The sequence below is a fragment of the Natronohydrobacter thiooxidans genome (assembly GCF_001884735.1).
Taxonomy (GTDB): domain Bacteria; phylum Pseudomonadota; class Alphaproteobacteria; order Rhodobacterales; family Rhodobacteraceae; genus Roseinatronobacter; species Roseinatronobacter thiooxidans_A.
Window position 1 is genome coordinate 1 of the sequence record NZ_MJAP01000013.1, and the last position, 26175, is coordinate 26175.

26 protein-coding genes are annotated in these 26175 nt (G+C 62.6%); 18 read left to right on the plus strand and 8 right to left on the minus strand.

The window, feature by feature from the left end; translation table 11 throughout:
* Nucleotides 1-16: 16 nt before the first annotated feature.
* Nucleotides 17-550: a hypothetical protein gene (locus BG457_RS09290; RefSeq protein WP_139257649.1), complete on the minus strand. Its 534-nt coding sequence runs from the start codon at nt 548-550 to the stop codon at nt 17-19.
* An 86-nt stretch (nt 551-636) separates the two neighbouring features.
* On the opposite strand from BG457_RS09290, the gene BG457_RS09295 reads away from it, so the two are divergent.
* The 6 genes from BG457_RS09295 to BG457_RS09320 all read left to right on the plus strand — a co-directional run bounded on the left by BG457_RS09295 (nt 637) and on the right by BG457_RS09320 (nt 4980).
* Entirely contained in the window at nt 637-1932 is a 1296-nt protein-coding gene (locus BG457_RS09295) for a hypothetical protein (protein WP_071796880.1), read from the plus strand.
* Complete coding sequence (locus BG457_RS09300) at nt 1929-2363, plus strand: hypothetical protein (protein ID WP_071796881.1); 435 nt, start codon at nt 1929-1931, stop codon at nt 2361-2363. Before BG457_RS09295 ends, BG457_RS09300 begins: the two co-directional genes overlap by 4 nt.
* Nucleotides 2364-2458: 95 nt before the next feature.
* Nucleotides 2459-2950: a hypothetical protein gene (locus BG457_RS09305; RefSeq protein ID WP_139257651.1), complete on the plus strand. Its 492-nt coding sequence runs from the start codon at nt 2459-2461 to the stop codon at nt 2948-2950.
* On the plus strand, nt 2943-3620 hold the full coding sequence (locus BG457_RS09310; protein ID WP_071796883.1) for a hypothetical protein: 678 nt from the start codon (nt 2943-2945) through the stop codon (nt 3618-3620). Before BG457_RS09305 ends, BG457_RS09310 begins: the two co-directional genes overlap by 8 nt.
* On the plus strand, nt 3617-4216 hold the full coding sequence (locus BG457_RS09315) for a hypothetical protein (protein WP_071796884.1): 600 nt from the start codon (nt 3617-3619) through the stop codon (nt 4214-4216). The genes BG457_RS09310 and BG457_RS09315 overlap by 4 nt, the downstream gene beginning before the upstream one ends.
* Nucleotides 4213-4980 (plus strand): hypothetical protein, encoded by a 768-nt coding sequence (locus tag BG457_RS09320; protein WP_071796885.1) that lies wholly within the window; start codon nt 4213-4215, stop codon nt 4978-4980. The genes BG457_RS09315 and BG457_RS09320 overlap by 4 nt, the downstream gene beginning before the upstream one ends.
* Before the next feature lie 313 nt (nt 4981-5293).
* Here the strand turns inward: BG457_RS09320 and BG457_RS09325 are convergent, their stop codons facing one another.
* Genes BG457_RS09325 through BG457_RS09340 form a run of 4 tightly spaced genes read right to left on the minus strand, consistent with a single transcriptional unit; the run spans nt 5294 to nt 9176 of the window.
* Complete coding sequence (locus tag BG457_RS09325) at nt 5294-6220, minus strand: Bug family tripartite tricarboxylate transporter substrate binding protein (protein ID WP_071796886.1); 927 nt, start codon at nt 6218-6220, stop codon at nt 5294-5296.
* Between the two features lie 27 nt (nt 6221-6247).
* Nucleotides 6248-7186, minus strand: a complete 939-nt coding sequence (locus BG457_RS09330) for a tripartite tricarboxylate transporter substrate binding protein (protein ID WP_071796887.1) — start codon at nt 7184-7186, stop codon at nt 6248-6250.
* A 23-nt stretch (nt 7187-7209) separates the two neighbouring features.
* Nucleotides 7210-8724 carry a tripartite tricarboxylate transporter permease gene (locus BG457_RS09335; protein WP_217649512.1) on the minus strand — a complete coding sequence of 505 codons (1515 nt, stop codon included), beginning with the start codon at nt 8722-8724 and terminating at the stop codon, nt 7210-7212.
* Nucleotides 8724-9176, minus strand: a complete 453-nt coding sequence (locus BG457_RS09340; RefSeq protein ID WP_139257653.1) for a hypothetical protein — start codon at nt 9174-9176, stop codon at nt 8724-8726. Before BG457_RS09340 ends, BG457_RS09335 begins: the two co-directional genes overlap by 1 nt.
* Nucleotides 9177-10298: 1122 nt before the next feature.
* Between BG457_RS09340 and BG457_RS09345 the strand changes: the two genes are divergently transcribed.
* The 10 genes from BG457_RS09345 (at nt 10299) to BG457_RS09390 (ending at nt 21718) form a co-directional block, all read left to right on the plus strand.
* Nucleotides 10299-11678, plus strand: coding sequence for an aspartate ammonia-lyase (locus BG457_RS09345; protein WP_071796889.1), 1380 nt, complete (start codon nt 10299-10301; stop codon nt 11676-11678).
* Between the two features lie 72 nt (nt 11679-11750).
* Nucleotides 11751-13439, plus strand: a complete 1689-nt coding sequence (locus BG457_RS09350; protein ID WP_071796890.1) for a cation:proton antiporter — start codon at nt 11751-11753, stop codon at nt 13437-13439.
* A 136-nt stretch (nt 13440-13575) separates the two neighbouring features.
* On the plus strand, nt 13576-14607 hold the full coding sequence (locus BG457_RS09355; RefSeq protein WP_175546775.1) for a LacI family DNA-binding transcriptional regulator: 1032 nt from the start codon (nt 13576-13578) through the stop codon (nt 14605-14607).
* Nucleotides 14608-14693: 86 nt separating this feature from the next.
* The gene (locus tag BG457_RS09360; protein ID WP_071796892.1) at nt 14694-15998 is read left to right on the plus strand and encodes an ABC transporter substrate-binding protein; all 1305 of its coding nucleotides are present in this window, start codon (nt 14694-14696) and stop codon (nt 15996-15998) included.
* Between the two features lie 97 nt (nt 15999-16095).
* Nucleotides 16096-16962 (plus strand): carbohydrate ABC transporter permease, encoded by an 867-nt coding sequence (locus BG457_RS09365; RefSeq protein WP_071796893.1) that lies wholly within the window; start codon nt 16096-16098, stop codon nt 16960-16962.
* 10 nt (nt 16963-16972) lie between these two features.
* Nucleotides 16973-17803, plus strand: a complete 831-nt coding sequence (locus tag BG457_RS09370; RefSeq protein WP_071796894.1) for a carbohydrate ABC transporter permease — start codon at nt 16973-16975, stop codon at nt 17801-17803.
* 12 nt (nt 17804-17815) lie between these two features.
* Complete coding sequence (locus BG457_RS09375) at nt 17816-18820, plus strand: ABC transporter ATP-binding protein (protein ID WP_071796895.1); 1005 nt, start codon at nt 17816-17818, stop codon at nt 18818-18820.
* Nucleotides 18817-19590, plus strand: coding sequence for an L-iditol 2-dehydrogenase (locus BG457_RS09380; protein WP_071796896.1), 774 nt, complete (start codon nt 18817-18819; stop codon nt 19588-19590). The genes BG457_RS09375 and BG457_RS09380 overlap by 4 nt, the downstream gene beginning before the upstream one ends.
* Entirely contained in the window at nt 19578-21065 is a 1488-nt protein-coding gene (locus BG457_RS09385; protein WP_071796897.1) for a mannitol dehydrogenase family protein, read from the plus strand. Before BG457_RS09380 ends, BG457_RS09385 begins: the two co-directional genes overlap by 13 nt.
* Nucleotides 21062-21718 (plus strand): nucleoside triphosphate hydrolase, encoded by a 657-nt coding sequence (locus tag BG457_RS09390; RefSeq protein WP_071796898.1) that lies wholly within the window; start codon nt 21062-21064, stop codon nt 21716-21718. Before BG457_RS09385 ends, BG457_RS09390 begins: the two co-directional genes overlap by 4 nt.
* Nucleotides 21719-21806: 88 nt before the next feature.
* Here the strand turns inward: BG457_RS09390 and BG457_RS09395 are convergent, their stop codons facing one another.
* The 3 genes from BG457_RS09395 to BG457_RS09405 all read right to left on the minus strand — a co-directional run bounded on the left by BG457_RS09395 (nt 21807) and on the right by BG457_RS09405 (nt 24051).
* Nucleotides 21807-22655: a fumarylacetoacetate hydrolase family protein gene (locus BG457_RS09395; protein WP_071796899.1), complete on the minus strand. Its 849-nt coding sequence runs from the start codon at nt 22653-22655 to the stop codon at nt 21807-21809.
* Between the two features lie 15 nt (nt 22656-22670).
* Nucleotides 22671-23408, minus strand: a complete 738-nt coding sequence (locus tag BG457_RS09400) for an SDR family oxidoreductase (RefSeq protein ID WP_071796900.1) — start codon at nt 23406-23408, stop codon at nt 22671-22673.
* 211 nt (nt 23409-23619) lie between these two features.
* Nucleotides 23620-24051: an Lrp/AsnC family transcriptional regulator gene (locus tag BG457_RS09405; protein ID WP_071796901.1), complete on the minus strand. Its 432-nt coding sequence runs from the start codon at nt 24049-24051 to the stop codon at nt 23620-23622.
* Nucleotides 24052-24160: 109 nt separating this feature from the next.
* Between BG457_RS09405 and rocF the strand changes: the two genes are divergently transcribed.
* Nucleotides 24161-25090 (plus strand): arginase, encoded by a 930-nt coding sequence (gene rocF / locus BG457_RS09410; protein ID WP_071796902.1) that lies wholly within the window; start codon nt 24161-24163, stop codon nt 25088-25090.
* A 12-nt stretch (nt 25091-25102) separates the two neighbouring features.
* Nucleotides 25103-26164: an ornithine cyclodeaminase gene (locus tag BG457_RS09415; RefSeq protein ID WP_071796903.1), complete on the plus strand. Its 1062-nt coding sequence runs from the start codon at nt 25103-25105 to the stop codon at nt 26162-26164.
* Nucleotides 26165-26175: the final 11 nt, after the last annotated feature.

Genomic DNA, 26175 nt, shown 5'->3' on the forward strand with positions numbered 1-26175 from the left:
TGATCAAGACGGATACTCACTGTTGCTCATTGCTTTCCCCTTGTCTGGAAATATTCGATCTGTCTGATCTGCGGAAGATCGTCCGCGCGAGGAGCCAGCAAAGCCCGGCTGCGGCCAAGTGTGCCAGCAGGGTCGCGACCTGCGCGGCGCATTCACCTTCCGGCGCCGAGACGAGACCGGACGCGCGCGAAGCTGCTAGAACGCCCAGCAGCAGGGCGGTTCCGAGCGCGACATAGAGGGAAACGCGTCCCGTGCGCGCGTCCCATGCAGCAATCGCAAGTCCGACCAGCGCTGCCGGGGCGGCGCCGACCATGTAGGAAATCGGCAGGCCGAACACGAGGCCGAGAAGCATCACCCCTACAGCGAAACGGCCCTGATCCAGCCAACCGTCCGCAGCGAGCCCCGAAGTGAGGCCCAAAACGGCAAGGAGAAGCGTAACCGCCAAGGCTCCGACGGGTGGACCGAGCGCTACAAACACGGCGACGATACCGAGGAAGCGGCCGATGGAGGGCTTGGGGTTGCTGTCCTGGACCTGTCCAATATCTGTCATGCCCGCAGTTTGAACGTGGGCTCGAAGGGCCGCACCCCCCTGAACAGGGGGGAGCCGGATTTCCCGAGCATCCATACGCTCACGTCATGTCAGAGAGTTTCGCCAGCATCATCACCCTGATCGCCATCGCTATCGGCATGTTTTACGTCGTGGGCGGCATCGTCCACATGCGCGCGCTGGTTCTGGATTCGATGGCCGACGAACTGTTCACCATGCTCGGTGATGGCGAAGCCAGCAGCGAGCGCCTGCGTACGCGCGCGATGATGGCTGGGGCGGCGCTGACCTTTGCCTCTGGACTTTCGCTGCTGGCGCTGTCACGCTGGACGTTGCCGATCTTTGCCGTCAATACTGTCCTGCAAGGTGCATATCTCCTCTGGGTGGCGCGGGCTTCCCCGCCGCAGGACGATGCCGAGCGGCACGGACGGCGCGCCACTTTGCGCGCCTTCTTCAACTATATCGCGGCGCTTGGCTTCGTCGTCGGGCTCGACCGGTACGGCCTGTGGCGGATCTGGCTTGAGCCCGCCCTTGCCGAACTGGCGGCCATCGCCGCACCGGCAATCGCGCTTTCATGGTTCTTCCGGCAACGCAGCAGTCCAGCAAGCAAAGCAACTTCAATAGCGCCCCCGTCCACTTCCTCCGAGCCGCGGCCCGCGGATGCGCCGAACCCGGAGTGTTTGAGGCTGGCACCCGAATATCACTGCGCACCGCTCTGGGACGACGAGTGTGGAAACATGGTAGATCCCGCCAGTCTGGGATTGAGCGCAGAACTCCTGCAACGCATTGCCGATTGGGATGCCTCGTTTCAAGCGACCTTCAATGAGGACGACCCCTTCGCGTCCGGATTCACCGATGTCGCGGCGGAACATGCTTGGGTCAAAAAGGGCAATGCCATCGTCGAGGATCTGGGAAAGGAATGGCCGGGATCGATCTTCAACGGGATATCCGGGCTCACCAAGCTGGTGCGCGATGCTCGCCATGATCTTGGACCTTGGGACGAGCTCCCGGAGGAGCGCCTCGCCGCGATCGGGGAGAAATGCGGGGTCGCCGAGATAGAGGCGGCCATCGTTTGGCTCGACGAACTTTCGCGCGAGGGGGACGCCCTGCCGGAATGGGATGGCGACAGCCAGGACGATATCGCAAGAGCGCGGGAAACGCTCCACAGGATCCTGGCGAGGGTTCCGGGTCGCTATATCGAGATCGTCGCCAGCGGTCTGCACAGTCCGGAATGGCGCACGCGCGCCCATATCGCCATGGCGCTGGCCGGGCACGACCGCACCACCGCCCTGCCGAGCCTGCGCGATGCGTTGGCGCGCGAGGAAGATGAAACCGCCCACCAACTGATCACTATGACTCTGGCTAATGCCGAAAGCGAAAGACAATGACACGAAGCAGTCCCAACCGCATCGCCTGCATCCCGCTGATCGCTGTCGCAATGAGCACGCCGGTAGCGCTCGCGCAGGACTTCTCACCCTATTTCAAGACGACCGGCAGGGGCGCCTACGATCTGTATAACGACACAGTCCTCTGCAGTGCCGTGCTTGAGCGCGCGATCGAGGCCGCACCGGAGAGCGAACAGCTTCCGCTGCTTGAAAAGGGCATCGGTTACACGGTCAATTTCGCCCTGTTCCTGCTCGGAAGCGGCAATGTCGTCGATATGAGCGGGGCGATCCTCGCAGCAGACAACCTGCCCATCGACCGGCGCAATGCCCGCGCCGACTGGCAGGCCGTCCTTTTTTCGCTGGAGGATGAGGGCGAGACGCCGGAGGCCGAGATCGCCCGCTGCCTTCGTCTCTACGGGCATGATTGGGAATAGGCGCGCGTCCACCTCCTCCCCTCTGAACAGGGGGGTGAACGCTCTTCCGGCGGTCAATAGCTTGCCGACATGATGTCGCCGTTTGGAGGATGACGATGCGTTTTCCTGGATTAAGCCTCGTGGCCATAACCGCATTTGCAGCGGCCTTGACCGCACCAGCCATGGCGCAGGAGTGGTATGCGCGAGACTTTCCACTCACGCCTGCGAGCGAGCAAGCCAGCCCAATATGTGACATTAGCTCGGGCGAAGCTCTCCCGCTCGTTGCGTTTGTGTTCGAGAAGGAAAGAACCCGGTTCGCGGTCCGCGCCGACGAATTTGTCAGCCGGACAGGCGTTCACGAATACACTGGCACATTGCCTTCCGGCGGGTCATTCACGGTATCTCTGGGCACCGATACATCCTCGGATGTCGCCGTGCTTACGCTTGCCGACCGGGAGGGCGGCTTGCGGCTCCTGGAGCATTTCCGTATGTCTGGTGATTTTTCACTAACGGGCAATGGGGTCGACATCCGGATTTCTGCGCTGCCCAGCGCATCCCGTGAAATGGGGAACCTTCACCATTGCCTGAGGGAACTCGACAATGCTTGATCGTTCCTTCCGCTCCTTAACAGCGCTGCCTGTCGCCCTTTTGTTCGCGGCATTCCTCTGTGGGTCCGCCCAAGCCAAGACGCCGGGCGGCGAGGGATTCGTCGCCATCTTCGGCGAGGTCTGCATCCCCGAGCGGCTGAGCTACACGGGCACGGTGGTTCTGGCTGAAAATCTCGGCTGGCAACCCGTCATCACCGGTGAAAACGCGGATTACGACCGCTTCATCACCCATGCTGCCGACCTGCTGGCTGAGGAGATCGCGGAGGATCCGGACTTCATAGAGGGAACGGACAGCGCCTGGTTCACCCGCGAGACCGGCGGGCGGTCCCATCTGCTGGCGGTCAGCTACCTGCTGACGGAATATCTCGATACCGTGGGCTGCCATCTCTACGATTTCGCGGCCACCGAGCCTATCGACCCCGAACCCCTGACACGGCTGCTTGGCCAGCCCATTGCCTACACCACGGATGGCAGCGATCCATTCTACGCCGTCGATCCGGCCGAGCTTGTTTCCACCGTCTGGGGGCCGCCGCCGGGCCTGCCGCGAACGCTCGACACCTATTCAACCTTCATTCCCGAAGGCAGCCCCTATGCGGCGCGGGTCGGCTTCACTGGCGCGGTGCTCAGATTTTCCACGTCATTGCCGGATCGCGCGGAGTTCGACCAGTGAATAGGATTTCGGTTGCCGCCGCACTCTGCCTTCTTCCCCTGCCAGCGCTGGCCCAGGCGCCGGTTATCGGCCCGGCGAGTTGCGAGGCCGAGCGGGCCGTCTATGAGATGACCGCCCCCGATACGGAGGAGAACTGGCGCATCGGCTTTGTGTCGGCGCGCAACATGGCCAGCATCGCCTCCGATCTTTACCTCAAGCTGACCACGCCGCAGCGCGACTACTGGTTCATCTTCTCCGTCTCGCAGGGCTATTCCGGCATATCGGTCTTTCCTGTAACCGATCCATTTGCGGAGGGAGGCCCGCGCGACCTGCTCGGCCCGCCCTTCGGCGCCAACCCCGATGGCGCCACCGACCCCGACATCCTGAACGCGCTGCGCTTTCTTTCGCTCGACGCCGAACTCAACATTGCCTTCGAGCCTCCCATGAGCGGCGAGGATGCGCCACCCTACATCATGCTGCCCGAACTCGGCCGCGCGCTCTGGTACGACGCCGCGGCGCTGACCGAGGATGAGGCCGCCGACCGCGATCCGATGCCGCGCGGCGTGTTCAGGCGCGCGGGGTGCCTTGTCGCCCCGCATCCATTGGCAGGGCTATGAGAAGGGCCTTCGTCGTCCTGCTTGCAGTTCTCGCGCTGCCCGCCCCGGCCAGCGCCGAGTGGAGTTGCGCCGATGCAACCTATGCGTCCGAGGTTTGCCCGTGGGTCCGTGAGGCGCCGTGGTTCGGCGAGGCGGCGGATGGCTATGCGGTGCCGGGCGTGGCGATGCGGTGGTCGAGCGATGGCTATCCTCCCGGCAGCGCGGCCATGAACTGGAATGACGGCATCTATGTCATCGTCACCCTTCCAGCCGCCGGACCGCGTGACGCCGCCGCACTGTTAGTCGACATCGCCTATGAGCCGCATGGATGGCAGGGCGAGGCGCGCGCGCTAATGCCGGAAGCCGTGATCGTGCGGCTGGGGGAAAAGGATTGGCGCGCCGACGCGCCGGAGTACCCGCCGCCTGCTTCGGACCGGTTCCACTGGCCGCCGCGCTATGTCGGAGGGAACCTCTACCGCTTCACCTTCGGCGCCGATCTTGTCGCCGCCATGCTGGCCGCCAGCACCGTCGCGCTGCACAGCTATCGGGACATCTTTCTCAGTGACGATCCGTCGGCAGTGCTGCGTTTCGAAATCCTCTTCCGCGATGATGATGGCGGCATCTTTTCCTCCGACGATATTCTCGAGATCGACAGCGGCATATGCGAGGTGAACTGCCGACCGCACCTGTCGCTTGCCGGCTTCGCCGAGGCATATGCGGGGAGCGCGGCGGATTCCGGTAGCGAAGCAGGAGCGCCAGTGCCGAAAAGGCCGGGCCAGCCATGACGCTGCGTGAGGGACATTGGCGCGGATCGAGTGCCAGCTTGGTCGCTGCTGCGATGCTGGCGCTCGCGCGGTGCTACGAAGCGCGGATCCCGATTGTCACGCAGCAGAACGCTTACGCTAGCCCGGTGATGCCGGACGGTCGATATCACGACATGTCAGTGCCATGTCAACGTTTTGGGAGTCGCTCTCCCCCAACCCCGGTGCCCAGACGCGATCATATACAAGATTGCGTCAAATAGCGGCCCTTCAGGCCACTTTTTTGAACGAGAGCCACCGACAGCGGGTCGCTGTCGGTGGTCGGCGCAAAAGTGGATCAGTCAGCCATGACTTCTTCGGTTGCGGTACGGATGCGCCGCACATTGGCTTCCATCTCTTCCTGGCCGATCATGACCACGGGGAAGAATGTGTTGCCTTCGGTGATGTCGATGAAAGACTGATGGGTGCTGGCGAATTCCGCCGCAGCGATCAGGCGCTCTTTCACCTCTTCGGGCACACCAGTGGGCACGATGATGGTGCGGTAATCCTCGATCGAATAGTCATAGCCCAGTTCCATCAGCGTGGGCACATCCGGATAGAAGGGGCTACGCTCGGCCGACATGAAAGCCGCGACCAGCATTTCACCCGTGGGCGTATACTGCGCATGTGTCCCGCCGGAATAGGCGAAATCGACCTCGCGGCCCAGAACCAGCGGCGCCATGCCACCGCCGCCGCCAGTGGGGACGATCGCCAGGTCAAGCTCTTCTTCTTCGGCAATGGCGCGGATGATGGCTTCGTCCAGCGGAGTTTGCTGGGCATAGGTCATCGGGTTTTCCTTACCATGCGCGATGATTTCATCAAAGGTGCTGAAGGGCTGCTCGGCCGAGGTTACAATCGCATTCTGGCCCAGTGCGACCGCTGCCAGATATTCGAAATCGTCGATCTCGTATTCGACCGGCGTGATGATCGGCGTGAAGGTGAGTGCTGTGGTGCCGCCGAAGAGGAAAGTATAGCCATCCGGCTCGGTATTCTTCAGCCGGGTGAAGGCTACGGCCGAGCCGCCACCGGGTTGGTTGACCACGTTGACCGGCTGGCCGAGGAATTCTTCCATGACATTGGCCAGAACGCGGCCCTGAATATCGGTCGAGCCGCCGGGGTTGAAACCGATGACCATGGTCAGCGGGCGGCTGGGCCAGTCATCGGCCATCGCCATCGGGGCCGACAGGATGGTGGCGCCAAGAATGGCTGCTAGGGTCTTTTTCATTGCTCTCTCTCTCCTGTTGGTGCGTCTTCAGTTTGCCATCAATGCTTCATTCGCCGCGCGAATTTCGCGAATGGTGGCTTCGGTTTCCGCGGCATCCATGAAGACGATGGGGTGCAGCGTGTTGTCGACCGTGACCTCGACGAAGGGTTCATGCCCGACCGCGAAGCGGGCGGCCTCTTCAAAGGCCTGCACGATCTCGTCCGGGGTGCCCCCCGGCAGAAAGAATGACCGGAAGTCATCCATCGCATAGGGATAGCCCAGTTCAGCGAGCGTGGGCACATCCGGGTAGAAGGGCGAGCGCTCGCGCGTCAGAAAGGCCAGCACATTCATTTCCCCCGTGGGGGTGTATTGCGCATGCGTCCCGCCCGAAAAGGCGAAATCCACCTCGCCGCCCAGCAGCAGCGGGGCCATACCGCCACCGCCGCCCGTGGGCACGATGGCCAGATCAATGCCTTCCATCGCCGCAATCTGCTGCATGATGGCCTGATCCATCGGCAGTTGCTGGGCATAGGTCATCGGGTTTTCCTGGCCATGGGCGATAAGCTCGTCGAAGCTCTGAAAAGGCGCGTCCCCCGCAGCCACCAGACCGAACTGGCCGCCGACCAGCGTGCCCGCATAGCGGAAATCGTCGATATCATATTCGGTTTCGGTCACCACGGGCGAGAAGGTCAGCCCAAGCTGCACCCCGAACATGAAGGTATGGCCATCGGGTGCCGCGTTCAGAAAGCGGGTCAGCGCCACCGCACCGCCGCCGCCGGGCTGGTTGACCACATTGACCGGCTGGCCGAAATGCTCTTCCAGCGTGCGCGCCAGAACCCGGCCCTGAATATCGGTCGATCCGCCCGCAGCAAAGCCGATCACCATTGTCATCGGGCGCTCCGGCTTCCAGCCCTCGGCCAGTGCCGCCGATGCGGCCAGCAGCGCACAGAGCGCCGCGCCTGCCGTCAGAATGCTGCGTCTTTTCATAAGAATTCCCCTTGGTTGCGTGGCTAGTCAGCCGGCGCGTTGGCCAGCGGTTGTTCCTTGCGGAACGTGCGGATGATCAGCGCCACCAGCGCCACCACAGTGCAGGCGATGAAGATCATCGCGATCGGGCGGCCCAGAAGCACCTCCCAGTTGCCGCGCGACAGGATGATCGACTGGCGCAGGTTCAGTTCCAGCATCGGCGTGATGATGAAGGCCACCAGAAAGGTGACGAAACTGTAGTCATATTTCTTCATCAGATAGCCCAGAGCCGCAAACGCCATCAGGATGATCAGGCCGAATGTGCCATAGCCTTGCAGCATCATCCCCGCGAGACAGAAGAAGATCACGATGGGGATCACGACATGCGGTGGCACGCGGGTGATCTGGGCAAAGAACATCAGCCCGAACCAGCCCAGCGCCAGCATGATGACCGAGGCCAGGATCATGCCTGCGAAGATCGAATACAGCAGTTCCGGGTTGTCGCGCAGCAAGAGCGGGCCGACGGTGATGCCGTGAATGGCAAAGGCCCCGATCAGCAGGGCCGCCGAGACATTGCCCGGAATCCCCAGCCCGAAGAGCGGGATCAGCGCGGCCGGGATGACCGCGTTATCGGCCGATTCCGAGGCGGCGATGCCCTTGGGTTCGCCCTTGCCGAAGGCTTCGGGGTTTTTCGCGGCTTTTTGCGCCATGCCATAGGACATGAACGACCCGACCGATGGCCCCAGCCCCGGCAGCGCGCCGACAAAGGTGCCCACGCCCGTGCCGCGCAGGATCGTCGGCAGGATGCGTCTGAAGATGGGCCAGGTGATGCGGTCGCTGCTGTCCTTCTTCATCGCGACCGACATATTCTCGCGGTCATAGCGCAGTTTCTCGGATTGCACGAACATCTCGGAGAGCGCCAGCGTGCCGATGGCCACCGCGATCAGGGGCATGCCATCCATCAGCTCGGTATAGCCGAAGGTCAGACGCGGCAGGCCGGTCTGGTTGTCGAGCCCGATCGTGCCGAGGAAGATGCCCAGGCCCCCCGCCGCCAGCCCCTTGAAAATGCTGCCGCCCGAGAGCCCGGCGATGAAAACCAGCGCAAAGGCCAGAATCGCGGCCATCTCATAGGGGCCGAAGAGAAGCGCCACGCGGGCGAAGGGGATCGCCACGAAAATCAGGATGATCGTGGCCAGAATATCGCCCATGACCGAGGCAATCAGCCCGATCTGCAAGGCGGTCTTGGGCTTGCCCTGTTTGGCCATCGGATAGCCGTCGAGCGCGGTAGCGGCGGAAGAGGCTTCGCCCGGTGCATTGAGCAGGATGGCCGAGACCGCACTGCCCGCCGCTGTTCCCTTGGACAGGCCGATCAGGAAGGAAATCGCGATGAAGGGCGACATGTAGAAGGTCATCGGGATGGCAATCGCAATCGCGACCGAGCGCGACAGGCCCGGGATGACCCCCACGATATAGCCCAGAAGCACGCCGCCCCCGATGCCGATGAAAGAGGCAAGGGTCAGCGCCTCGGAGGCGGCGGCACTTACAGCAGAAAAATCCATCAGACCACCCCGACGCGCATCAGATAGACCGACAGGACATAGAGCACCGCCACCGGCGCGACCGAACAGCCCAGGATCATCCACCAGCGCCGCTCGCCCAGCAGGATCAGCATGCCGCCGATCAGCACCGGTCCGAACCACGTGATCTTGATGAAGGACATGAACCAGATCGCGACCGCGACATAGGCAAAGGGCCATGCGGCCCAGGCCACGGCGCCCCAGTGCAGGTCAGCGCTGAAGGGCATCAGCCCATCGCGCAGCATCTGGAACAGCCCCTTCGCGGCAACAATGCCACCACAGATAACCATAAGCCATGCCCCGATGCTTGGCACCAGCCCCGGCGGCATGCGCGCGAAAGGGTTGCTTCCTGCGTAATTCGGAACCATCCAAAGCAGAGCCAGTAGCCCGAACCCAGCTACGGCCACCCCGGACCAGAAATCTGATCTTGGCATAAAATCCATCCCTGACATTTGCGACTTATGAATGTCGCATTTGATCAACGGTTGCACATTTACATCTGCGCATGCAACCCCTTTGCCAACATGATCCGCTCCGGATTTGCCGGAGAGCAGACTACTCCAGGCATGAGCCCTCAAACGGATGCACTGGTATAACGAGTTGTGCCTTTACAGCAGCCATCTGTTGCGCAACGCTAAACGGAGGCAGAGGAGGCATAGGGCACAAGCTTGAACGTTGTCGAAAAAGCAGCTTGATCCTTGAACCAGAAACTCTCCGGTAAACCCGCGGCGGTTCCGGGTTAAGGCAGTGGATCTTTTCGGAGCCCGATTCACAGCCTTATTATTGCGCGGCGACGGGCGCCTGGATGCAACCCGAAAGCAGCGTTACCCTCAAGTGTGTGACAATATCCCTTCCATTGGCTACGTTGAGGCTTGCGGCGTCGATCAGTGTATTGTGCCCCGTGATCCGGAACTATGCCTGAGCGCCCTCCTTGCCGCCGAGTCCTGCATGATAGGGATAGAGCAGTGTCAGCTTGGGGGACTTCTGGAGAGGAGCATAGGCCATCATCTGATAAATGACGCGCTGAGACACACTCTGTTTCGGATCGGCTTGGCGCAGGATGCGGTTTGTCCTGCGCTGACGAAGGGCAGAGACGGGTCAAGCATGACGGAAACAGGGGCAGACCATATCAGGCGTGGTGAACCCGTCCTGCCTCAAATCATGCGCGTAACTGGTTTCTCGGGTCGTTGTGATACCGGGCCATTTTCTGCGGAATAGTCACTGAATTTGCCCCCTTAACAAGCTATACGCACAAAATCAAAGTGTTACTCGGCGACTCATGGGGCGTTTCTTGCGTCGCGCAATTCCGTGGAAGCAAGCGCGCCGAAAGCCCGATGGCCGCGCGGCACAACGCGCAGGACAGAGGGCTCATCGCATGGGGGCGCACTGGCAGCCCATGATGCCGACCGGTTTTCGGTCCCGGAGAAATTCAGCATCTTGATCTGGACATGCAAGCATGGAACACGGAAAGCGGGGACGAGCAGGCACGGAGGCGCCGCACTCGGGCATCCCGTTCATGGGGCAGGGGCTTTGACCCGTAATTGTCAGGAGATATCATGCCATCCGATCTGCGCATTGAGGAAGACAGCCTGGGCAGTATTGCGCTTCCGAAGGACTGTCTCTGGGGCATCCATACCCAGCGCGCCATCGAGAATTTTCCGATATCGGGCATCCCCCTGGCGCATTTTCCCGAATTCATCCGCGCGCTTGCCTGGGTCAAGAAGGCGGCGGCGCTGGCCAATCAGGGCCTTGGCGCATTGGAGCCCGCGAAAGCCGTGACCATCTCTGCGGTCTGTGACGAGATCATTGCCGGGGCGCATCACGAGCATTTCCGCGTCGACATGATTCAGGGCGGTGCCGGCACCTCGACCAATATGAACGCGAATGAGGTTATCGCCAATCTCGGACTTGCCCGCATGGGCCATGCGCCGGGGGACTATGGTCATCTGCACCCGAATGACGATGTGAACCGCTCGCAATCGACCAATGATGTCTACCCGACCGCGATGCGCCTCGCGATTGTCAGCCAATGCGCGGCGTTTCAGCAGGCGCAGCGCAGCCTGTCCGCAGCCTTTTCGGAACGGGCTGACGCCTTTGCCGGGGTGCACAAGATCGGGCGCACGCAACTCCAGGATGCCGTGCCGATGACGCTGGGGCAGGAATTCGCGGGTTTTGCCGCCACGATTGACGAAGATATCGAGATCATCGGTCGCCTGTCGCTGCTTTTGCTGGAGGTCAATCTGGGCGGCACCGCCATCGGCACCCGCGTCAACACGCCCGAGGGCTATCCTGAACGCGCCGTGGCGGAATTGTCTGTGGTTTCGGGGCTGCCGGTGCGGTTGGCGGCGAATCTGATCGAAGCCTCTTCCGATACCGGGGCCTATGTGACCTTTTCGGGCACGTTGAAACGCATCGCCGTGAAGCTGTCCAAGATCTGCAATGACCTGCGGCTTCTCTCCTCGGGGCCGCGCTCGGGCTTCAACGAAATCCGGCTGCCGCCGGTGCAGGCGGGATCCTCGATCATGCCGGGCAAGGTCAATCCGGTCATTCCCGAAGTGGTCAATCAGGTGGCTTTTCAGGTCATTGGCAATGATCTGACCGTGACCATGGCCGCCGAGGCGGGGCAGTTGCAACTGAATGCGATGGAGCCGATCATCGTGCTGAATGTGCTGCAATCGATGCGCATCATGATGCAGGCGATGGACACGCTGGCCGAGCGTTGCGTCGCGGGGATCGAGGCGAATGTCGCGCAATGCGAAGGGATGCTGGAAAACAGTCTGGTTCTGGCGACGATGCTGGTGCCGCATATCGGCTATACCAAGGCCGCCAAGGTGGCCAAGACCGCGCTCAATACCGGGCAAAGCGTCGTGGATGCCGCGGTCGATCTGGGCTTCGGCACGCGCGAGGAAATCGCGGCCCTGCTGACGCCGCCCTGAGCGTATGGCTCTGGCCAGATGCGGCGGGAGGGCTTATCACGGACCAAAGCCCGGTGGCTGAAGGAGTGATGCGTGGACGCCAGTTTCGCCTCTGTCTTTTATGAGATCGCGCTTCTGGTGCTGCTCGCGGCGGGCGTGGGCTTTGTAGGGCTGCTGCTGCGTCAGCCGCTGGTCGTGGCCTTCATTGCCGTGGGGGTGCTTGCCGGGCCGGATGTGCTGGGGTTGGTCTCATCGGTGGATTTCATCGAGACGCTCAGCCAGATTTCGATCGCGGTGTTGCTGTTTCTGGTCGGCCTGAAACTGGATATCAGTCTGGTGCGCAATCTTGGCAAGGTCGCGGTCGCGACCGGTCTGGGGCAGGTCACTTTCACCGCGTTCTTTGGCTTTCTGATCTGCCTTGCGCTGGGGCTGGATGCGGTCACGTCGCTTTATATCTCGATCGCGCTGACCTTCTCTTCCACGATCATCATCGTCAAGCTCTTGTCGGACAAGCAGGAAATCGGGGCGCTGCATGGCAAGATCGCGCTGGGCTTCCTGATCGTGCAGGATATTTTCGTGGTGCTGGCTATGGTCACGCTCTCGGCCATCGGCGTGGGGCTTGGCGAGGAAAGCGGCGGGCTGTGGGAGGTCGCGCAGGTTTTTCTGGGTGGCGCCGTGATGGTCGGCGCGGTGATCCTGTTCATCCGCTATCTGGCCGATCCCTTGCTGGGTCAGATCGCGCGCTCGCCGGAACTGATGGTCATTTTCGCCGTGGGCTGGGCCGCGAGTCTGGCCGCTCTTGGCGATGCGCTTGGTTTCGGCAAGGAACTTGGCGGGCTGCTGGCCGGGGTGTCGCTGGCCTCGACCGAGTATCGCGAGGCGATCAGTTCACGGCTGGCCAGTCTGCGCGATTTCCTGCTGCTGTTTTTCTTCATCAATCTGGGCGCGGCGCTGCAGCTTTCGACGCTGGGCGACCAGATCGGACCGGCGATCATTCTGTCGCTTTTCGTGCTGATCGGCAATCCGCTGATCGTTCTGGCGATCATGGGCTTCATGGGCTACCGCAAGCGCACCGGTTTTCTGGCCGGGCTGACTGTTGCGCAGATCTCGGAATTCTCGCTGATCTTCATGGCGATGGGCATCACCATCGGCCATGTGGGCGGTGAGGCCATGGGGCTGGTCACGCTGGTCGGTCTGGTGACGATTGCGCTCTCGGTCTATATGATCACCTGGTCACACAGGCTTTTCGAGATTTGCGAGCCCTATCTGGGGCTGTTCGAGCGGCGCTATGCCCATCGCGAGGCCGATGACACCGAAGGCGCGACAGCGGCGCGCGGGTATGAATTCATCGTCTTTGGACTGGGCCGCTATGGTTGCCGCATCGGGGCGCGGCTGCAGGAAAAAGGCCATACTGTGCTTGGGATTGATTTCGACCCGGAAGCGCTGGCCAATTGGCGGCGCATGGGCATGGATGCGATTTACGGCGATGCCACCGATCCCGAATTCGTGGCGCATCTTGATCTTGGCAGAGTGCAGGCGGTCATCTCTGCGGTGCCGCGCGACCGGGGCGCACTGACCGAGGCCGACCCGCAGCTTGCGCTGCTGCATGGGCTGAGTTCGGCGAATTACCGTGGCCGCGTATTTCTGTCGGTGCAGAAAGCGGTCGAGGCCGAGGAATTGCTGCGGCAGGGGGCAAGCGTGGTGCTCAAGCCTTTTGATGACGCTGCAGAACATGCGGTGCGCCAGTTGACCGAAGCGCATGAGGCGGACAAAGACATCTGAGCCTTGCAGGCGTGACCTGGCCCATCCCAGCGCGCAGTGCGAATTTTTCACAAGCTGGTTGAAACTTTGCGCGCGAAAATATTACAGTCACAAAAGCGCAAGTTCCGTGCGGATGAGAAGTGAAGGGCAGCATCAGGTGAGTGAGCAGAAAATTCGCAACATGGAGGAATTCGCTGCTGTCAGCGGAATTTCGCGTCCGACAGTCTCCAAGTATTTTCAGGATCCCGAAAGCGTGCGCGCCTCGACCCGCCAACGGATTGAAACGGCGCTGGAGCGCTATGATTTCCGGCCCAATATCTTTGCGATGAACCAGAACCGCAAGCTGACCAAGATCGTCGGCGTGGTGGTGCCCTATCTGGCCGATCCGTTCTTCGCCGAGATCGCCCGCAAGATCGAACGGCGCTGCATTGATGCAGGGTTCTGGCCGATTCTGTTTTCGGCCCATGGCGAACAGCGTCTTGAAAATGCAATTCTCGACAGTCTGCGCGTGCTCAAGCCCGCAGGGGTTCTGATGGCTCCTTTGGGGCGCGTTTCGGACCGGGCGGCGGTCGAGCGCTTCTGCGCCGATGTGCCGACGGTGCTGTTCGACAGTAATATCGAGGGCGTGGGCAAGGTCTTTGTCGGCTCTGACAACACGGATTTCGTGACACAAAGTGTTGATTATCTGGTCCGGACCGGCACGGCGCCGGTGTTTTTCGAGATGCGCTATCCGGCAAATCCCAATGCCAACAAGCGCCGTCTGGCCTATATCGCGAATATGAAACGCCTTGGGCTGGAACCCCATGTCGTCAAGATCGAGGGCGAGGGGTGGGATTTCGAGCGCATCGGCTATGAGGGCGGGCTGAAGGCGATCCGCGAGAAGGCGCTTCCGACCAATACGATCCTGTGCAGCAATGACCGGCTTGCCGTGGGCTTTCTGACCGCCTGTTTCGAGGCCGGTCTCTCGGTGGGCTATGGCGCCGAGCATGCCATGCGGGTGATGTCGCATGATGATCACCCTGTCTCGCGCTTTACCTGCCCGCCACTGACCACAGTCGCGCATGACTACGATTCCGTCTCCAACAAGGCTGTCGAAGTGCTGTTTCACATGCTGGAGGAGGGGACGATGCCCGAGGCGCGCGAGGAATTTCTCTATCCGACCAAGCTTATCCTGCGGAAATCGGCCTAAATTTTGCGCGAGTAAAATTTATCTTGACCGCGCGGGAACATTTCATCTAGTGTCCTTGATACTCACAGAGTTCAGGGAGGAATCAGATGAGACTCGGAAAGTCACTTGTGGCGTCGACAGCGCTTGCGCTGATCGCGGCTTCGGGCGCTTACGCCCAGACATTGACGATCGCGACTGTCAACAATGGCGACATGATCCGCATGCAGGCGCTGAGCGGTGCCTTCACCGAAGCGACCGGCATCAATCTGGAATGGGTGATCCTGGAAGAAAACATCCTGCGCCAGCGCGTCACGCAGGATATTGCAACCAGCGGCGGGCAGTTCGATGTGATGACCATCGGCATGTATGAGGCGCCGATCTGGGCCGAGCGCGGCTGGCTCGTCTCGCTGGATGATCTGCCGGAAGACTATGACATTGACGACATCCTGCCCGCCATGCGCGCGGGTCTGTCGCATGAGGGCACGCTCTATGCCGCACCCTTCTATGGCGAAAGCTCGATGGTGATGTACCGCACCGACCTGATGGAAGCCGCCGGGCTGGAAATGCCCGAGGAACCCACCTGGGACGATATCGCTGAAGCCGCCGCGGCGATGACGGATCGCGACAACAATATCAACGGGATCTGCATTCGTGGTCGTGCCGGTTGGGGCGAGAATATGGCCTTCATCACCACGGTCGCCAATTCTTTCGGCGCACGCTGGTTCAATGAGGACTGGGAAGCCCAGCTTGACAGCCCGGAATGGCTGGAAGCGGTCACTTTCTACAATGACCTGCTGCAGAATTACGGCCCTCCGGGGGCGGCGAATAACGGGTTCAATGAAAACCTGACGCTGTTCCAGCAGGGCCGTTGCGGCATGTGGATCGACGCAACCGTGGCCGCAAGCTTCGTGACCAACCCCAGCGATTCGACCGTGGCCGACAGTGTTGGTTTCGCGCTTGCTCCGAACAAGGACGGCCTCGACAAACGCGCCAACTGGCTCTGGGCCTGGGCCCTGGCCATTCCGGCTGGCACCCAGCAGGAAGAGGCCGCGATGGAGTTCATCAACTGGGCTACGTCAAAAGACTATCTGGAGCTGGTGGCCGAGCGCGAAGGCTGGGCGAATGTACCGCCGGGCAGCCGCTCTTCGCTATACGAGAACCCGGAATATGCCGAAGTGCCCTTTGCCGATATGACGCTGCGCTCGATCAATGCGGCTGATCCGAACAACCCGACAGTTGATCCGGTGCCCTATGTCGGGATCCAGTTCGTAGCCATCCCCGAATGGGCTGGCATCGGGACGCAGGTCGGGCAGGAATTCTCTGCCATGGTTGCAGGCCAGCAAACCCCGGAACAGGCGCTTGCCCGTGCACAGGCGCTGGTGACGGATGAAATGGAAGCGGCAGGCTACTGAGCCCCTGCCGCCCCCGGAGAGGGGCGACCTCCTCGCGCCCCTTTCCATCCCCCTCCACATCGGCAAGCCCGGCTTGCCCCGATGAAAGGCCAGTGCCATGTCCACCAAGGCTTCGCGCTCTGCCGCGCGGTTGATGCTGGCGCCTGCGGTCATCCTGCTTCTGGGCTGGATGCTGGTGCCCCTCACCCTCACGCTGATCTTCTCTTTCCAGCGCTATCTGCCCCTGCGCGGCGGGTTTCAGGGCTGGGTCGGTTTCGAGAACTATGTCCGTTTCGTCACCTCCAGCGCCTTCTGGCCCTCGGTTCAGGCGACGGTCATCATTGTCGGTGGCGTGCTCTTGATCACTGTCACCCTTGGCATTCTGCTGGCGATCCTGCTGGATCAGCCGATGTGGGGGCAGGGGATGGTGCGGATCCTTGTCATCGCACCTTTCTTCGTCATGCCGACCGTTTCGGGGCTGGTGTGGAAGAACATGTTCATGGACCCCAATAACGGGCTGTTGTCGCATCTGTGGCGATCTGTCGGGGCTGATCCGATCATCTGGCTGTCGGATGCCTCGATGCTGTCGATCATCCTGATCGTGTCCTGGCAATGGCTGCCTTTCGCAACGCTGATCCTGCTGACGGCGATCCAGTCGCTGGACAGCGAACAGCTAGAGGCCGCCGAGATGGACGGCGCGCCCATGCTCTCGCGTTTCTGGCATATCATCCTGCCGCATCTCGCGCGCGCCATCACCATCGTCATCCTGATCCAGACGATTTTCTTGCTGGCGATCTTCGCCGAGATTTTCGTCACGACCCAAGGCTCGTTCGGAACAAGGACGCTGACCTATCTGATCTTCCAGCGCGTGCTGGAAAGCCAGAATGTGGGCCTTGGCTCTGCCGGGGGGATTTATGCGGTCATTCTCGCCAATATCTTTGCGCTCTTTCTGATGCGCATCGTCGGCAAGAATCTGGACCGCTAGGGAGGGGACCATGGCACGCTCTGTCACGACACAACGCAAGTCACTCAATACCTTCATCGCCTGGACCATCGGCCTGCTGATCTTCTTTCCGATCCTCTGGACGATCCTCACCAGCTTCAAGACCGAGGCGCAGGCCATTGCCGACCCGCCGGTGTGGTTCTTCTTCGACTGGACGCTGGAGAATTACCGCGTGGTGCAGGAGCGCTCGAATTACAGCCGCTTCCTGTGGAACTCGATCATCATCGCGGGCGGCTCGACGATCCTTGGCATGATCATCGCAATTCCGGCGGCCTGGTCGATGGCCTTTGTGCCGTCGAACCGCACCAAGGATATCCTGCTCTGGATGCTCTCGACCAAGATGCTGCCCGCCGTGGGCGTGCTCTATCCGATCTATCTGATCTTCATCCGGTTCGGGCTTCTGGACACGCGGATCGGGCTGACCCTCGTGCTGATGCTGATCAACCTGCCGATCATGGTCTGGATGCTCTACACCTATTTCAAGGAAATCCCCGGCGAGATCCTGGAGGCCGCGCGGATGGACGGGGCCGGGCTGAAAGAGGAAATCCTCTATGTGCTGACGCCCATGGCGATCCCCGGCATCGCCTCGACCGTGCTCTTGAACATCATTCTGGCCTGGAATGAGGCGTTCTGGACGCTGAACCTGACCGCGGCCCGTGCAGCCCCGCTGACGGCCTTCATCGCCAGCTATTCCAGCCCCGAGGGCCTGTTCTACGCGAAGCTATCGGCGGCCTCGACCATGGCGATTGCGCCGATCCTGATCCTTGGCTGGTTCAGCCAGAAACAACTTGTGCGCGGTCTGACCTTTGGCGCCGTGAAGTAAGGAGCACTGAAAATGGGACAAATCGTTCTGCAACAGGTGACCAAAAGCTTCGGCGAAGTCACGGTCATCCCGCCGCTGGATCTGACCATCGAGGATGGCGAGTTCACGGTCTTCGTCGGCCCCTCGGGCTGCGGCAAATCCACACTTCTGCGCCTCATTGCGGGGTTGGAGGATGTGTCCTCGGGCGAAATCCGGATCGATGGCAAGGAATCCGCCTCGATCCCGCCCGCCAAACGCGGCCTTGCCATGGTGTTTCAGTCCTACGCGCTCTATCCGCATATGTCGGTGCGCAAGAATATCGCCTTTCCGCTGCGCATGGCCGGTCTCGACAGGGCTGAGCAGGATCGCAGGGTCGAGCAGGCCGCATCCGTGCTGAACCTGACCGATTATCTGGACCGTCGCCCCGGCCAGTTATCGGGTGGTCAGCGTCAGCGTGTTGCCATCGGCCGCGCCATCGTGCGCGAACCGGCAGCGTTTCTCTTTGACGAGCCGCTGTCGAATCTGGATGCAGCCCTGCGCGTCGGCATGCGGCTGGAAATCAGCGAACTGCATAACCGGCTGAAAACCACCATGATCTATGTGACCCATGATCAGGTCGAGGCAATGACCATGGCCGACAAGATCGTGGTGCTGCGCGCAGGTTTTATCGAGCAGGTCGGCAGTCCGCTGGAACTATATAAAAACCCGCGCAACCTGTTTGTCGCAGGCTTCATCGGCTCGCCGAAAATGAACCTGATCGAGGGGGCAGAGGCCGCAAAGCACAACGCGACCACAATCGGCATCCGCCCCGAACATATCCACATCAGCGCCGAAGGGGGGGCGTGGTCGGGCACTGTCGGGGTTTCGGAACATCTGGGGTCGGACACGTTCTTCCATGTTCAGGACACAGGCCTGGGCGACACTGTGACCGTGCGCGCCGATGGCGAGGTGAGTTTCCGCCATGGCGACCGCATCTTCCTGACCCCGCGCGACGAGATGATCCACCGCTTTGACGCACAGGGGCTGCGGATCGCATGACACGGCTGCAAGGGAAAACCGCCCTGATCACGGGTGCTGCGCGCGGGATCGGTCTGGCCTTTGCCGAAGCCTATCTGCGCGAAGGCGCGCAGGTGGCGCTGGCCGATATCGATGTCGCGCGGGCGCGGACAGAAGCCGCAAGGCTCGGCCCTGCCGCCTTCGCGGTCGAAATGGATGTGACCCGGCAGGACAGTATTGACAATGCTGTCGCGGCGAGCGTGGCGCATTTCGGCCAGATCGACATTCTGATCAACAATGCCGCGATCTTCACCGCCGCCCCGATTGCCGAGATCACGCGCGAGGAGTACGCCCGCTGTTTCGAGATCAATGTGGCGGGCACGCTCTTTACCATGCAGGCCGTGGCGCGCCATATGATCGAGCGCGGGCAGGGCGGCAAGATCATCAATATGGCCAGCCAGGCCGGGCGCCGGGGCGAGGCGCTGGTGGCGGTCTATTGCGCGAGCAAGGCCGCGATCATCAGCCTGACCCAATCGGCGGGGCTGAACCTGATCCAGCACCGCATCAATGTCAACGCCATCGCGCCCGGCGTGGTCGATGGCGAGCATTGGGACGGTGTGGACGCGTTCTTCGCGAAATACGAGAACAAGGCCCCCGGCCAGAAAAAGCGCGAGGTCGGTGCGTCGGTCCCGTTCGGGCGCATGGGGGTGGCCAGCGACCTGACCGGCATGGCAGTGTTCCTTGCCAGCGCCGAGGCCGATTATATCGTCGCCCAGACCTATAATGTGGATGGCGGCCAATGGATGAGCTGATCCCGCTTCGACTGGCCCGGCTGGCCGAGCTTCCCTCCGGGGTGGTCGGACCACGCTATGCCCGCGCAGATCTGTCGCCGGGGATCGTGCATATCGGGCTGGGCAATTTCCACCGCGCGCATCAGGCCTGGTATACGCACCGGCTGATGCAAGAGGGGCGGGCGCTGGACTGGGCCATCATCGGCGCCGGTGTCCGGGCAGGCGACAGCGCCATGCGCGCCAAGCTGCTGGGGCAGGATTGCCTGACCACGCTGATCACGCTGGACCCGGCGGGCAGATCGGCGGAAGTGACCGGCGCGATGGTGGATTTCCTGCCGGTCGAGGCGGAGAACCGCGCCCTGATCGCGCGCATGGCGCGGCCTGATATCCGCATCGTCTCGCTGACCGTGACCGAGGGTGGCTATTACCGCCATCCGCAAACCGGCGCGCTGGATCTGGATCACCCCGATATCCGCTTCGATGCCGCCAACCCGGACACCCCGCGCACGGCGTTCGGGGCCATGGTCGCCGCCCTGCGGTTGCGGCGCGCGCAGGGCGCGGGGCCGTTCACGGGGCTTTGCTGCGACAATCTGCAGGCCAATGGCGGGATCCTGCGCCAGACCATCGTGGGGCTGGCGCGGCTCTCTGATCCGGGGCTGGCTGACTGGATCGACGCGGAATGCCGTTTTCCAGACAGTATGGTGGATTGCATCGTGCCCGCCACCGGCGCGCGCGAGATCGACCTCGCGCGGGGTCTGGGGCTGGATGACGCCGCCCCGGTCACGCATGAGCGGTTCCGCCAATGGGTGATCGAGGATGATTTCTGCGCGGGCCGCCCGGACTGGGATCGCGCGGGGGCGGTTTTCACCTCGGATGTCCATGCCTATGAGGCGATGAAGATCCGCATCCTCAATGGCGGCCATCAGGTGATCTGCGGGGCGGCTGAATTGCTGGGGATTGACACGATCGCCGCGACCATGGCTCATGCGGGTATCCGTGCCCTGTTTCGCAGGGTCTGCCTGACCGAGATCGCCCCCCATGTCGCGCCTGTGCCGGAAATGAGCGTTGCTGAGTATATCGACCTGATCGAGACGCGTTTTGCCAATCCCGAGATCCTGGACACCACACGCCGGGTCGCCTTTGACGGATCCAGCCGCCATGCGGGCTTCATCCTGCCCGCAATCCGCGACGGATTGCGCAAGGGCACCCCGGTCGCGGGGCTGGCGCTGGTCTCGGCGCTCTGGGCGCTGCACTGCGACGGGCGGCGCGAGGATGGCAGCGAGATCGCGGCGAATGACCCGCTCTGGCCGGAACTCAGGCGCGCCGCGCAGGCCGCCCTGACGCGGCCCGAGGCGTGGCTGGAGCGGGTGCATATCTATGGTGATCTGAAAGATGCCCCGCGTTTCGCGCAGGCGTTCGGGGACTGGCATCGCGCGCTTCTCGCGGAGGGGGTCGAGGCGACGCTGGCGCGCTATCTGGCAGGGCAGGCGGCATGAGCGCTGTGGCCTCGGGATCGGTATTCGACGCGGGCTCGGAAACCGGTCAGGCGCTGCTGGCCCGGCTGCGTGGATTTGCTGGCCAGACGCGCAAGCTGATCGCTGTGGCGGGACCGCCTGCAAGCGGCAAATCGGTGATCTCTGCGGCGCTGCGCGATCTGCTGCAACAAGACGGGATCACAGTCGAAGTGGTGCCGATGGACGGGTTCCATCTCGACAATGCCCTGCTTGACGCGCGCGGGCTTCGCGCGCGCAAGGGTGCGCCCGAGACATTCGACGCTGCCGGTTTCATCGCCCTGATCCATCGGCTGAAAACCGAGGCAGAGGTGGTCTATCCGCTCTTTGACCGCGCGCGCGATCTGTCGATTGCCGGGGCGGGCGTGATCGCGCCGGATTGCGATATGGTCATCATCGAGGGGAATTACCTGCTCTTCGACGAACAGCCCTGGTCGGAACTGGCGGGCCTGTGGGATCTCGCGATCTGGCTGGATACGCCGGTCGAGACCGTGCGGCAGCGCTGCATCCGCCGCTGGCTGACCCATGGTCATGACCCGGAGGCCGCGCAGCAGCGCGCAGAAGGCAACGATCTTGCCAATGCGCGCCGGATCATCGCCGCGCGCCTGCCTGCCGATCTGACCTTATCCGACCCGTAATCCCGGCAGTCTGCTGGCCAGACAAAACCGCGCCGCAGATATGCGGCGCGGTCTTTCCTGTGCCACACCCGCTGGCGCGGCGCAGCGCTCATTCCGGGTCGGCGATCACGTCCTGACGCTGCTGACCCAGCCCGGCAATGCCCAGTTCCACCACATCCCCCGGCGCCAGATAGCGCGGGGGTTTCATGCCCAGCCCCACACCGGGCGGGGTGCCGGTCGAGATAACGTCGCCCGGCATCAGGCTCATGAACTGGCTCAGATAGCTCACCAGATGCGCGACGCCGAAGACCATGGTCCGGGTCGAGCCCTTCTGCATGCTCTCGTCATTCACACTCAGCCACATCTCTAGATCCTGCGGATCCGCAACTTCCTCGCGGGTGACCAGCCAGGGGCCAAGCGGTCCGAAATTGTCGCAGCTCTTGCCCTTGGTCCATTGGCCTGAGCGCTCGATCTGGAAGGCGCGTTCGGAGATATCATTGGTGACGGCAAAGCCCGCGACATGGGTCATCGCCTGTTCAGGCGTGACATATTTGGCGCGGGTGCCGATGATCACAGCCAGTTCCACCTCCCAATCCGTCTTGACGGAACCACGCGGCAAAAGGATCGGATCATTCGGCCCGCAGATCGCGCTGGTGGCCTTCATGAAGATGATCGGCTCTGCCGGAACCGCAGCCCCGGTTTCGGCGGCGTGATCGGAATAGTTCAGCCCGATGCAGATGAATTTGCCGGTGCCCGCGACACAGGCCCCCAGCCGTGCCGCCGGATCCACCTGTGGCAGACGCGCAGGGTCGAGCGCGCGCAACTGCGCAAGGCCCGCATCGGAAAGCACCTTGCCGCCGATATCAGGGACGATGCCCGACAGATCGCGGATCGTGCCATCTCCATCCAGCATCCCCGGTTTTTCAGCCCCGCGCGGACCATGGCGTAACAGTTTCATGCGCGTTCCTTTCCTTCAGACATTCGACCAGCCCCCATCGATGACATGGATGGCCCCGGTCGTATAGGCACTTTCATCCGAGGCAAGATAGACCACGAGAGCGGCGATTTCCTCGGCCTTGCCGATCCGCCCGATGGGCTGGCGCGCGATGAAGGCCGCGCGCGCGGCGTCATAATCGCCCTGCGCGCGGATGCGCCCTTCCAGCGAGGGGCTTTCGACCGTGCCGGGGCAGATGGCGTTGCAGCGGATGCCTTGGGTGATGAAATCCGCCGCGACCGATTTGGTCATGCCGATCACGCCGGCCTTGGTCGCGCCATAGACAAAGCGGTTCGGCGCCGCGATCACGCTTGAGGCCGCAGAGGACATGTTGATGATCGAGCCGCGCCCTGCGGAAATCATGCCGGGCAGAAAGGCGCGGATCATCCGGTACATCGCGGTCATGTTCAGATTGAGCGAGAAATTCCAGCTCTCCTCGTCACAATCAAGGATCGAGCCATGCGCCACAAAGCCCGCGCAGTTGAACAGCACATCGGGCGCGGGCAGATCCGCAACCACTGCGGCGATCTGGACGGGATCGGTCACATCCAGCAGGCGGGTTTCGATCCCGTCGCGCGCCAGATCGGCCAGCGCATCGGCGTTGATATCCGTGCCGATCACCCGCGCCCCTTCGGCGGCCATGGCCAGAGCGCTCGCGCGGCCAATGCCTTGCCCGGCGGCAGTTACCAGACAGGTCTTTCCCTTCAGTCGTCCCATGCGCAATGTCCTTGTCTTTATGGCGGGCGTGGTCCTGTGGTGCGGGGCGGTCGCTTCCGGCGCGCAGATCGCCTGCCCGCGCGCATGACAAGAATGGACGTCTCCCCCGGCCGCGACGCTAGCGCTCAACACGCTGGGGGTAAAGCCCCGTAATCCTGGCATATCCTGCGCGTGGCGCGTCGCGTGCCTGCCTTGACCCGGCCGGGGTGGATCACCGCGATTTCGCCCGGCGCGTGGACAGAAGCAGGTTCGTTTCAGAGGATGTGATCCCGTCGAACGTTCGGATCTGGCTGAGCACCTGATCCAGCTCCCCCAGCGACCGGGCCGCCAGTTCGACGATCAGATCCCAGCGGCCATTGGTCGAATGCACCGCTGTGACCTGAACCATGCCCGAGAGCCGCGCCATGATCCGTTCCGCGCCGCGCCCCTCAATCCCGATCAGCATCAAGCCGCGCACCGGGGCCTCGGCCACATCGCTGCGGGTGATGACCGTGAAGCCCAGAATCTCGCCCGCCTGTTGCAGCCGCGCCAGCCGCGCCCGGACGGTCGCGCGGCTGGCGCCGGTCCGTTCTGCCAGCGTCATGACCGAGGCCCGCCCGTCACGCCGCAATTCGGCGATCAGGCGCTGATCCATATTGTCCATAGTGGTACCTTGTCTTGCCGATATGGTCATCTTCGCCACCATAGTTGCAGTATGTCCAGTTGAATCTGTCGCGTTTTGCGCGACAGATGAAGGAAAACAGGAGCAAGTGATGAACCCGCCCACAGTGATCGGTGCCCCGGTCGATAGCGGCCAGCGCCAGCCCGGCTGCCTGATGGGTCCGGCGGCCTATCGTGTCGCGGGGCTGCATGAGATATTGGCGGCGCTGGGCCATCCGGCGCTGGATCGCGGCGATCTGGCCTTGCCCGACACATTGCCCGCCTGCGCGCCGCCCAACCCGGCACTGGACCAATTGCCCGAAACGCTGGCCTGGACGGCGCTGATCCGCGATGCGGTCACGGCGGAACTGGACCTTGGTCGCCTGCCCATCGTGCTGGGCGGGGATCACGCGCTGGCGCTCGGATCGGTCGCGGGCGCGGCGGCCCATGCTGCGCGGATCGGGCGGCCCCTGTTCCTGCTCTGGCTGGATGCGCATAGCGATTTCCACACCCCGATCAGCAGCATATCGGGCAATCTGCATGGCACGCCGCTTGCCTATGCGGCAGGGCGCGCGGGGTTTGCGCCTTTCCCGCCTTTTCCCGCGCCGATCCCGGCAGAGCGGATCTGCCTCTTCGGGATTCGCAGCGTCGATCCTGCCGAACAGCGCGCGCTGGCCGAATATGATATCGCCGTCAATGACATGCGGGTGCTGGATGAACAGGGGATTGCCGCGCCGCTGCGGGCGTTTCTGCAGCGCGTTGCCGCGGAAAACGGCATGTTGCATGTCAGTCTGGATGTGGATTTCCTCGATCCCGCCATCGCGCCTGCGGTGGGCACCACGGTTCCCGGTGGCGCCACTTTCCGCGAGGCGCATCTGGTCTGCGAGATGATCCATGAGACTGGCTTGATGACGTCGCTTGATCTGGTCGAACTGAACCCGGCGCTGGATGAGCGCGGCCGCACCGCGCGGCTGATGGTCGATCTGCTGGGCAGTCTGATGGGCCGCAAGGTCTTTGACCGTCCCACGCGCAGTTTCACCTGAAGGAGCCCCGCCATGTCCTCTCCCTCGCGCCAAGCGCTTGTGCCCTTTGTCAGTGTCGAGCACATGATGCGCCTTGTGCTGCATATCGGTGTCGAGCAGATGATGGTGGACCTCGCCCATGCCATCGAGGCCGATTTCCGCCGCTGGCCGGAATTCGACAAGACGCCGCGTGTGGCCAGCCATTCCGATATCGGCGTGATCGAGTTGATGCCCACCTCGGACGGGCAGCACTACGGGTTCAAATATGTCAACGGGCACCCGTCCAACACCCGGCAGGGGTTGCAGACCGTCACTGCCTTTGGCGTGCTCGCAGATGTGGCAACCGGCTATCCGGTGCTGATATCGGAGATGACGATCCTGACCGCGCTGCGCACCGCCGCGACCAGCGCCTTGGCCGCGAAATGGCTCGCCCCGCGCGATGCACGTGTCATGGCGATGATCGGCAATGGCGCGCAGGCCGAATTTCAGGCGCTGGCGATGAAGGCCCTCTGCGGGATCGAAGAGGTCCGGCTCTATGACATCGACCCTGCCGCAACCCGCAAATGCAGCGCCAATCTGGCCGGGCGCGGGCTGCGTGTCATCGCTTGCACAACGGCGGAAGAGGCGATTCTGGGCGCGCAGATCATCACCACCTGCACCGCCGACAAGCAATATGCGACGATCCTGACCGACAATATGGTTGGCGGCGGGGTGCATATCAACGCGGTGGGCGGGGATTGCCCCGGCAAGACCGAATTGCACCGTGATATCCTGCTGCGCGCGGGTATCTTTGTCGAATACCCGCCCCAGACCCGGATCGAGGGCGAGATCCAGCAGCTTGACCCGGACCACCCTGTGACCGAGCTCTGGCAGGTGATCAGCGGCGCGGCCTTGGGGCGGCGCGATGCGGGGCAGGTCACGCTGTTTGACAGTGTGGGCTTTGCCATCGAGGATTTCAGCGCCCTGCGCCATGTTCACCAGTGCCTGCAGGGCACCGGCTTCTTTCAGGAACTGGACATGATCGCCGATCCCGACGACCCGCGCGACCTCTTCGGGATGCTCTGCCGCGCCGAGGCGGCAGTGCGGGTCGCCTGAGCGCTGCCGGG

Coding starts and splice junctions, on each gene's coding strand:
- BG457_RS09290 (WP_139257649.1), bottom strand. CDS start 550: ATGACAGATATTGGACAGGTCCAGGACAGCAACCCCAAGCCCTCCATC.
- BG457_RS09295 (WP_071796880.1), top strand. CDS start 637: ATGTCAGAGAGTTTCGCCAGCATCATCACCCTGATCGCCATCGCTATC.
- BG457_RS09300 (WP_071796881.1), top strand. CDS start 1,929: ATGACACGAAGCAGTCCCAACCGCATCGCCTGCATCCCGCTGATCGCT.
- BG457_RS09305 (WP_139257651.1), top strand. CDS start 2,459: ATGCGTTTTCCTGGATTAAGCCTCGTGGCCATAACCGCATTTGCAGCG.
- BG457_RS09310 (WP_071796883.1), top strand. CDS start 2,943: ATGCTTGATCGTTCCTTCCGCTCCTTAACAGCGCTGCCTGTCGCCCTT.
- BG457_RS09320 (WP_071796885.1), top strand. CDS start 4,213: ATGAGAAGGGCCTTCGTCGTCCTGCTTGCAGTTCTCGCGCTGCCCGCC.
- BG457_RS09325 (WP_071796886.1), bottom strand. CDS start 6,220: ATGAAAAAGACCCTAGCAGCCATTCTTGGCGCCACCATCCTGTCGGCC.
- BG457_RS09330 (WP_071796887.1), bottom strand. CDS start 7,186: ATGAAAAGACGCAGCATTCTGACGGCAGGCGCGGCGCTCTGTGCGCTG.
- BG457_RS09335 (WP_217649512.1), bottom strand. CDS start 8,724: ATGGATTTTTCTGCTGTAAGTGCCGCCGCCTCCGAGGCGCTGACCCTT.
- BG457_RS09340 (WP_139257653.1), bottom strand. CDS start 9,176: ATGCCAAGATCAGATTTCTGGTCCGGGGTGGCCGTAGCTGGGTTCGGG.
- BG457_RS09345 (WP_071796889.1), top strand. CDS start 10,299: ATGCCATCCGATCTGCGCATTGAGGAAGACAGCCTGGGCAGTATTGCG.
- BG457_RS09360 (WP_071796892.1), top strand. CDS start 14,694: ATGAGACTCGGAAAGTCACTTGTGGCGTCGACAGCGCTTGCGCTGATC.
- BG457_RS09365 (WP_071796893.1), top strand. CDS start 16,096: ATGTCCACCAAGGCTTCGCGCTCTGCCGCGCGGTTGATGCTGGCGCCT.
- BG457_RS09370 (WP_071796894.1), top strand. CDS start 16,973: ATGGCACGCTCTGTCACGACACAACGCAAGTCACTCAATACCTTCATC.
- BG457_RS09375 (WP_071796895.1), top strand. CDS start 17,816: ATGGGACAAATCGTTCTGCAACAGGTGACCAAAAGCTTCGGCGAAGTC.
- BG457_RS09380 (WP_071796896.1), top strand. CDS start 18,817: ATGACACGGCTGCAAGGGAAAACCGCCCTGATCACGGGTGCTGCGCGC.
- BG457_RS09385 (WP_071796897.1), top strand. CDS start 19,578: ATGGATGAGCTGATCCCGCTTCGACTGGCCCGGCTGGCCGAGCTTCCC.
- BG457_RS09390 (WP_071796898.1), top strand. CDS start 21,062: ATGAGCGCTGTGGCCTCGGGATCGGTATTCGACGCGGGCTCGGAAACC.
- BG457_RS09395 (WP_071796899.1), bottom strand. CDS start 22,655: ATGAAACTGTTACGCCATGGTCCGCGCGGGGCTGAAAAACCGGGGATG.
- BG457_RS09400 (WP_071796900.1), bottom strand. CDS start 23,408: ATGGGACGACTGAAGGGAAAGACCTGTCTGGTAACTGCCGCCGGGCAA.
- BG457_RS09405 (WP_071796901.1), bottom strand. CDS start 24,051: ATGGACAATATGGATCAGCGCCTGATCGCCGAATTGCGGCGTGACGGG.
- rocF (WP_071796902.1), top strand. CDS start 24,161: ATGAACCCGCCCACAGTGATCGGTGCCCCGGTCGATAGCGGCCAGCGC.
- BG457_RS09415 (WP_071796903.1), top strand. CDS start 25,103: ATGTCCTCTCCCTCGCGCCAAGCGCTTGTGCCCTTTGTCAGTGTCGAG.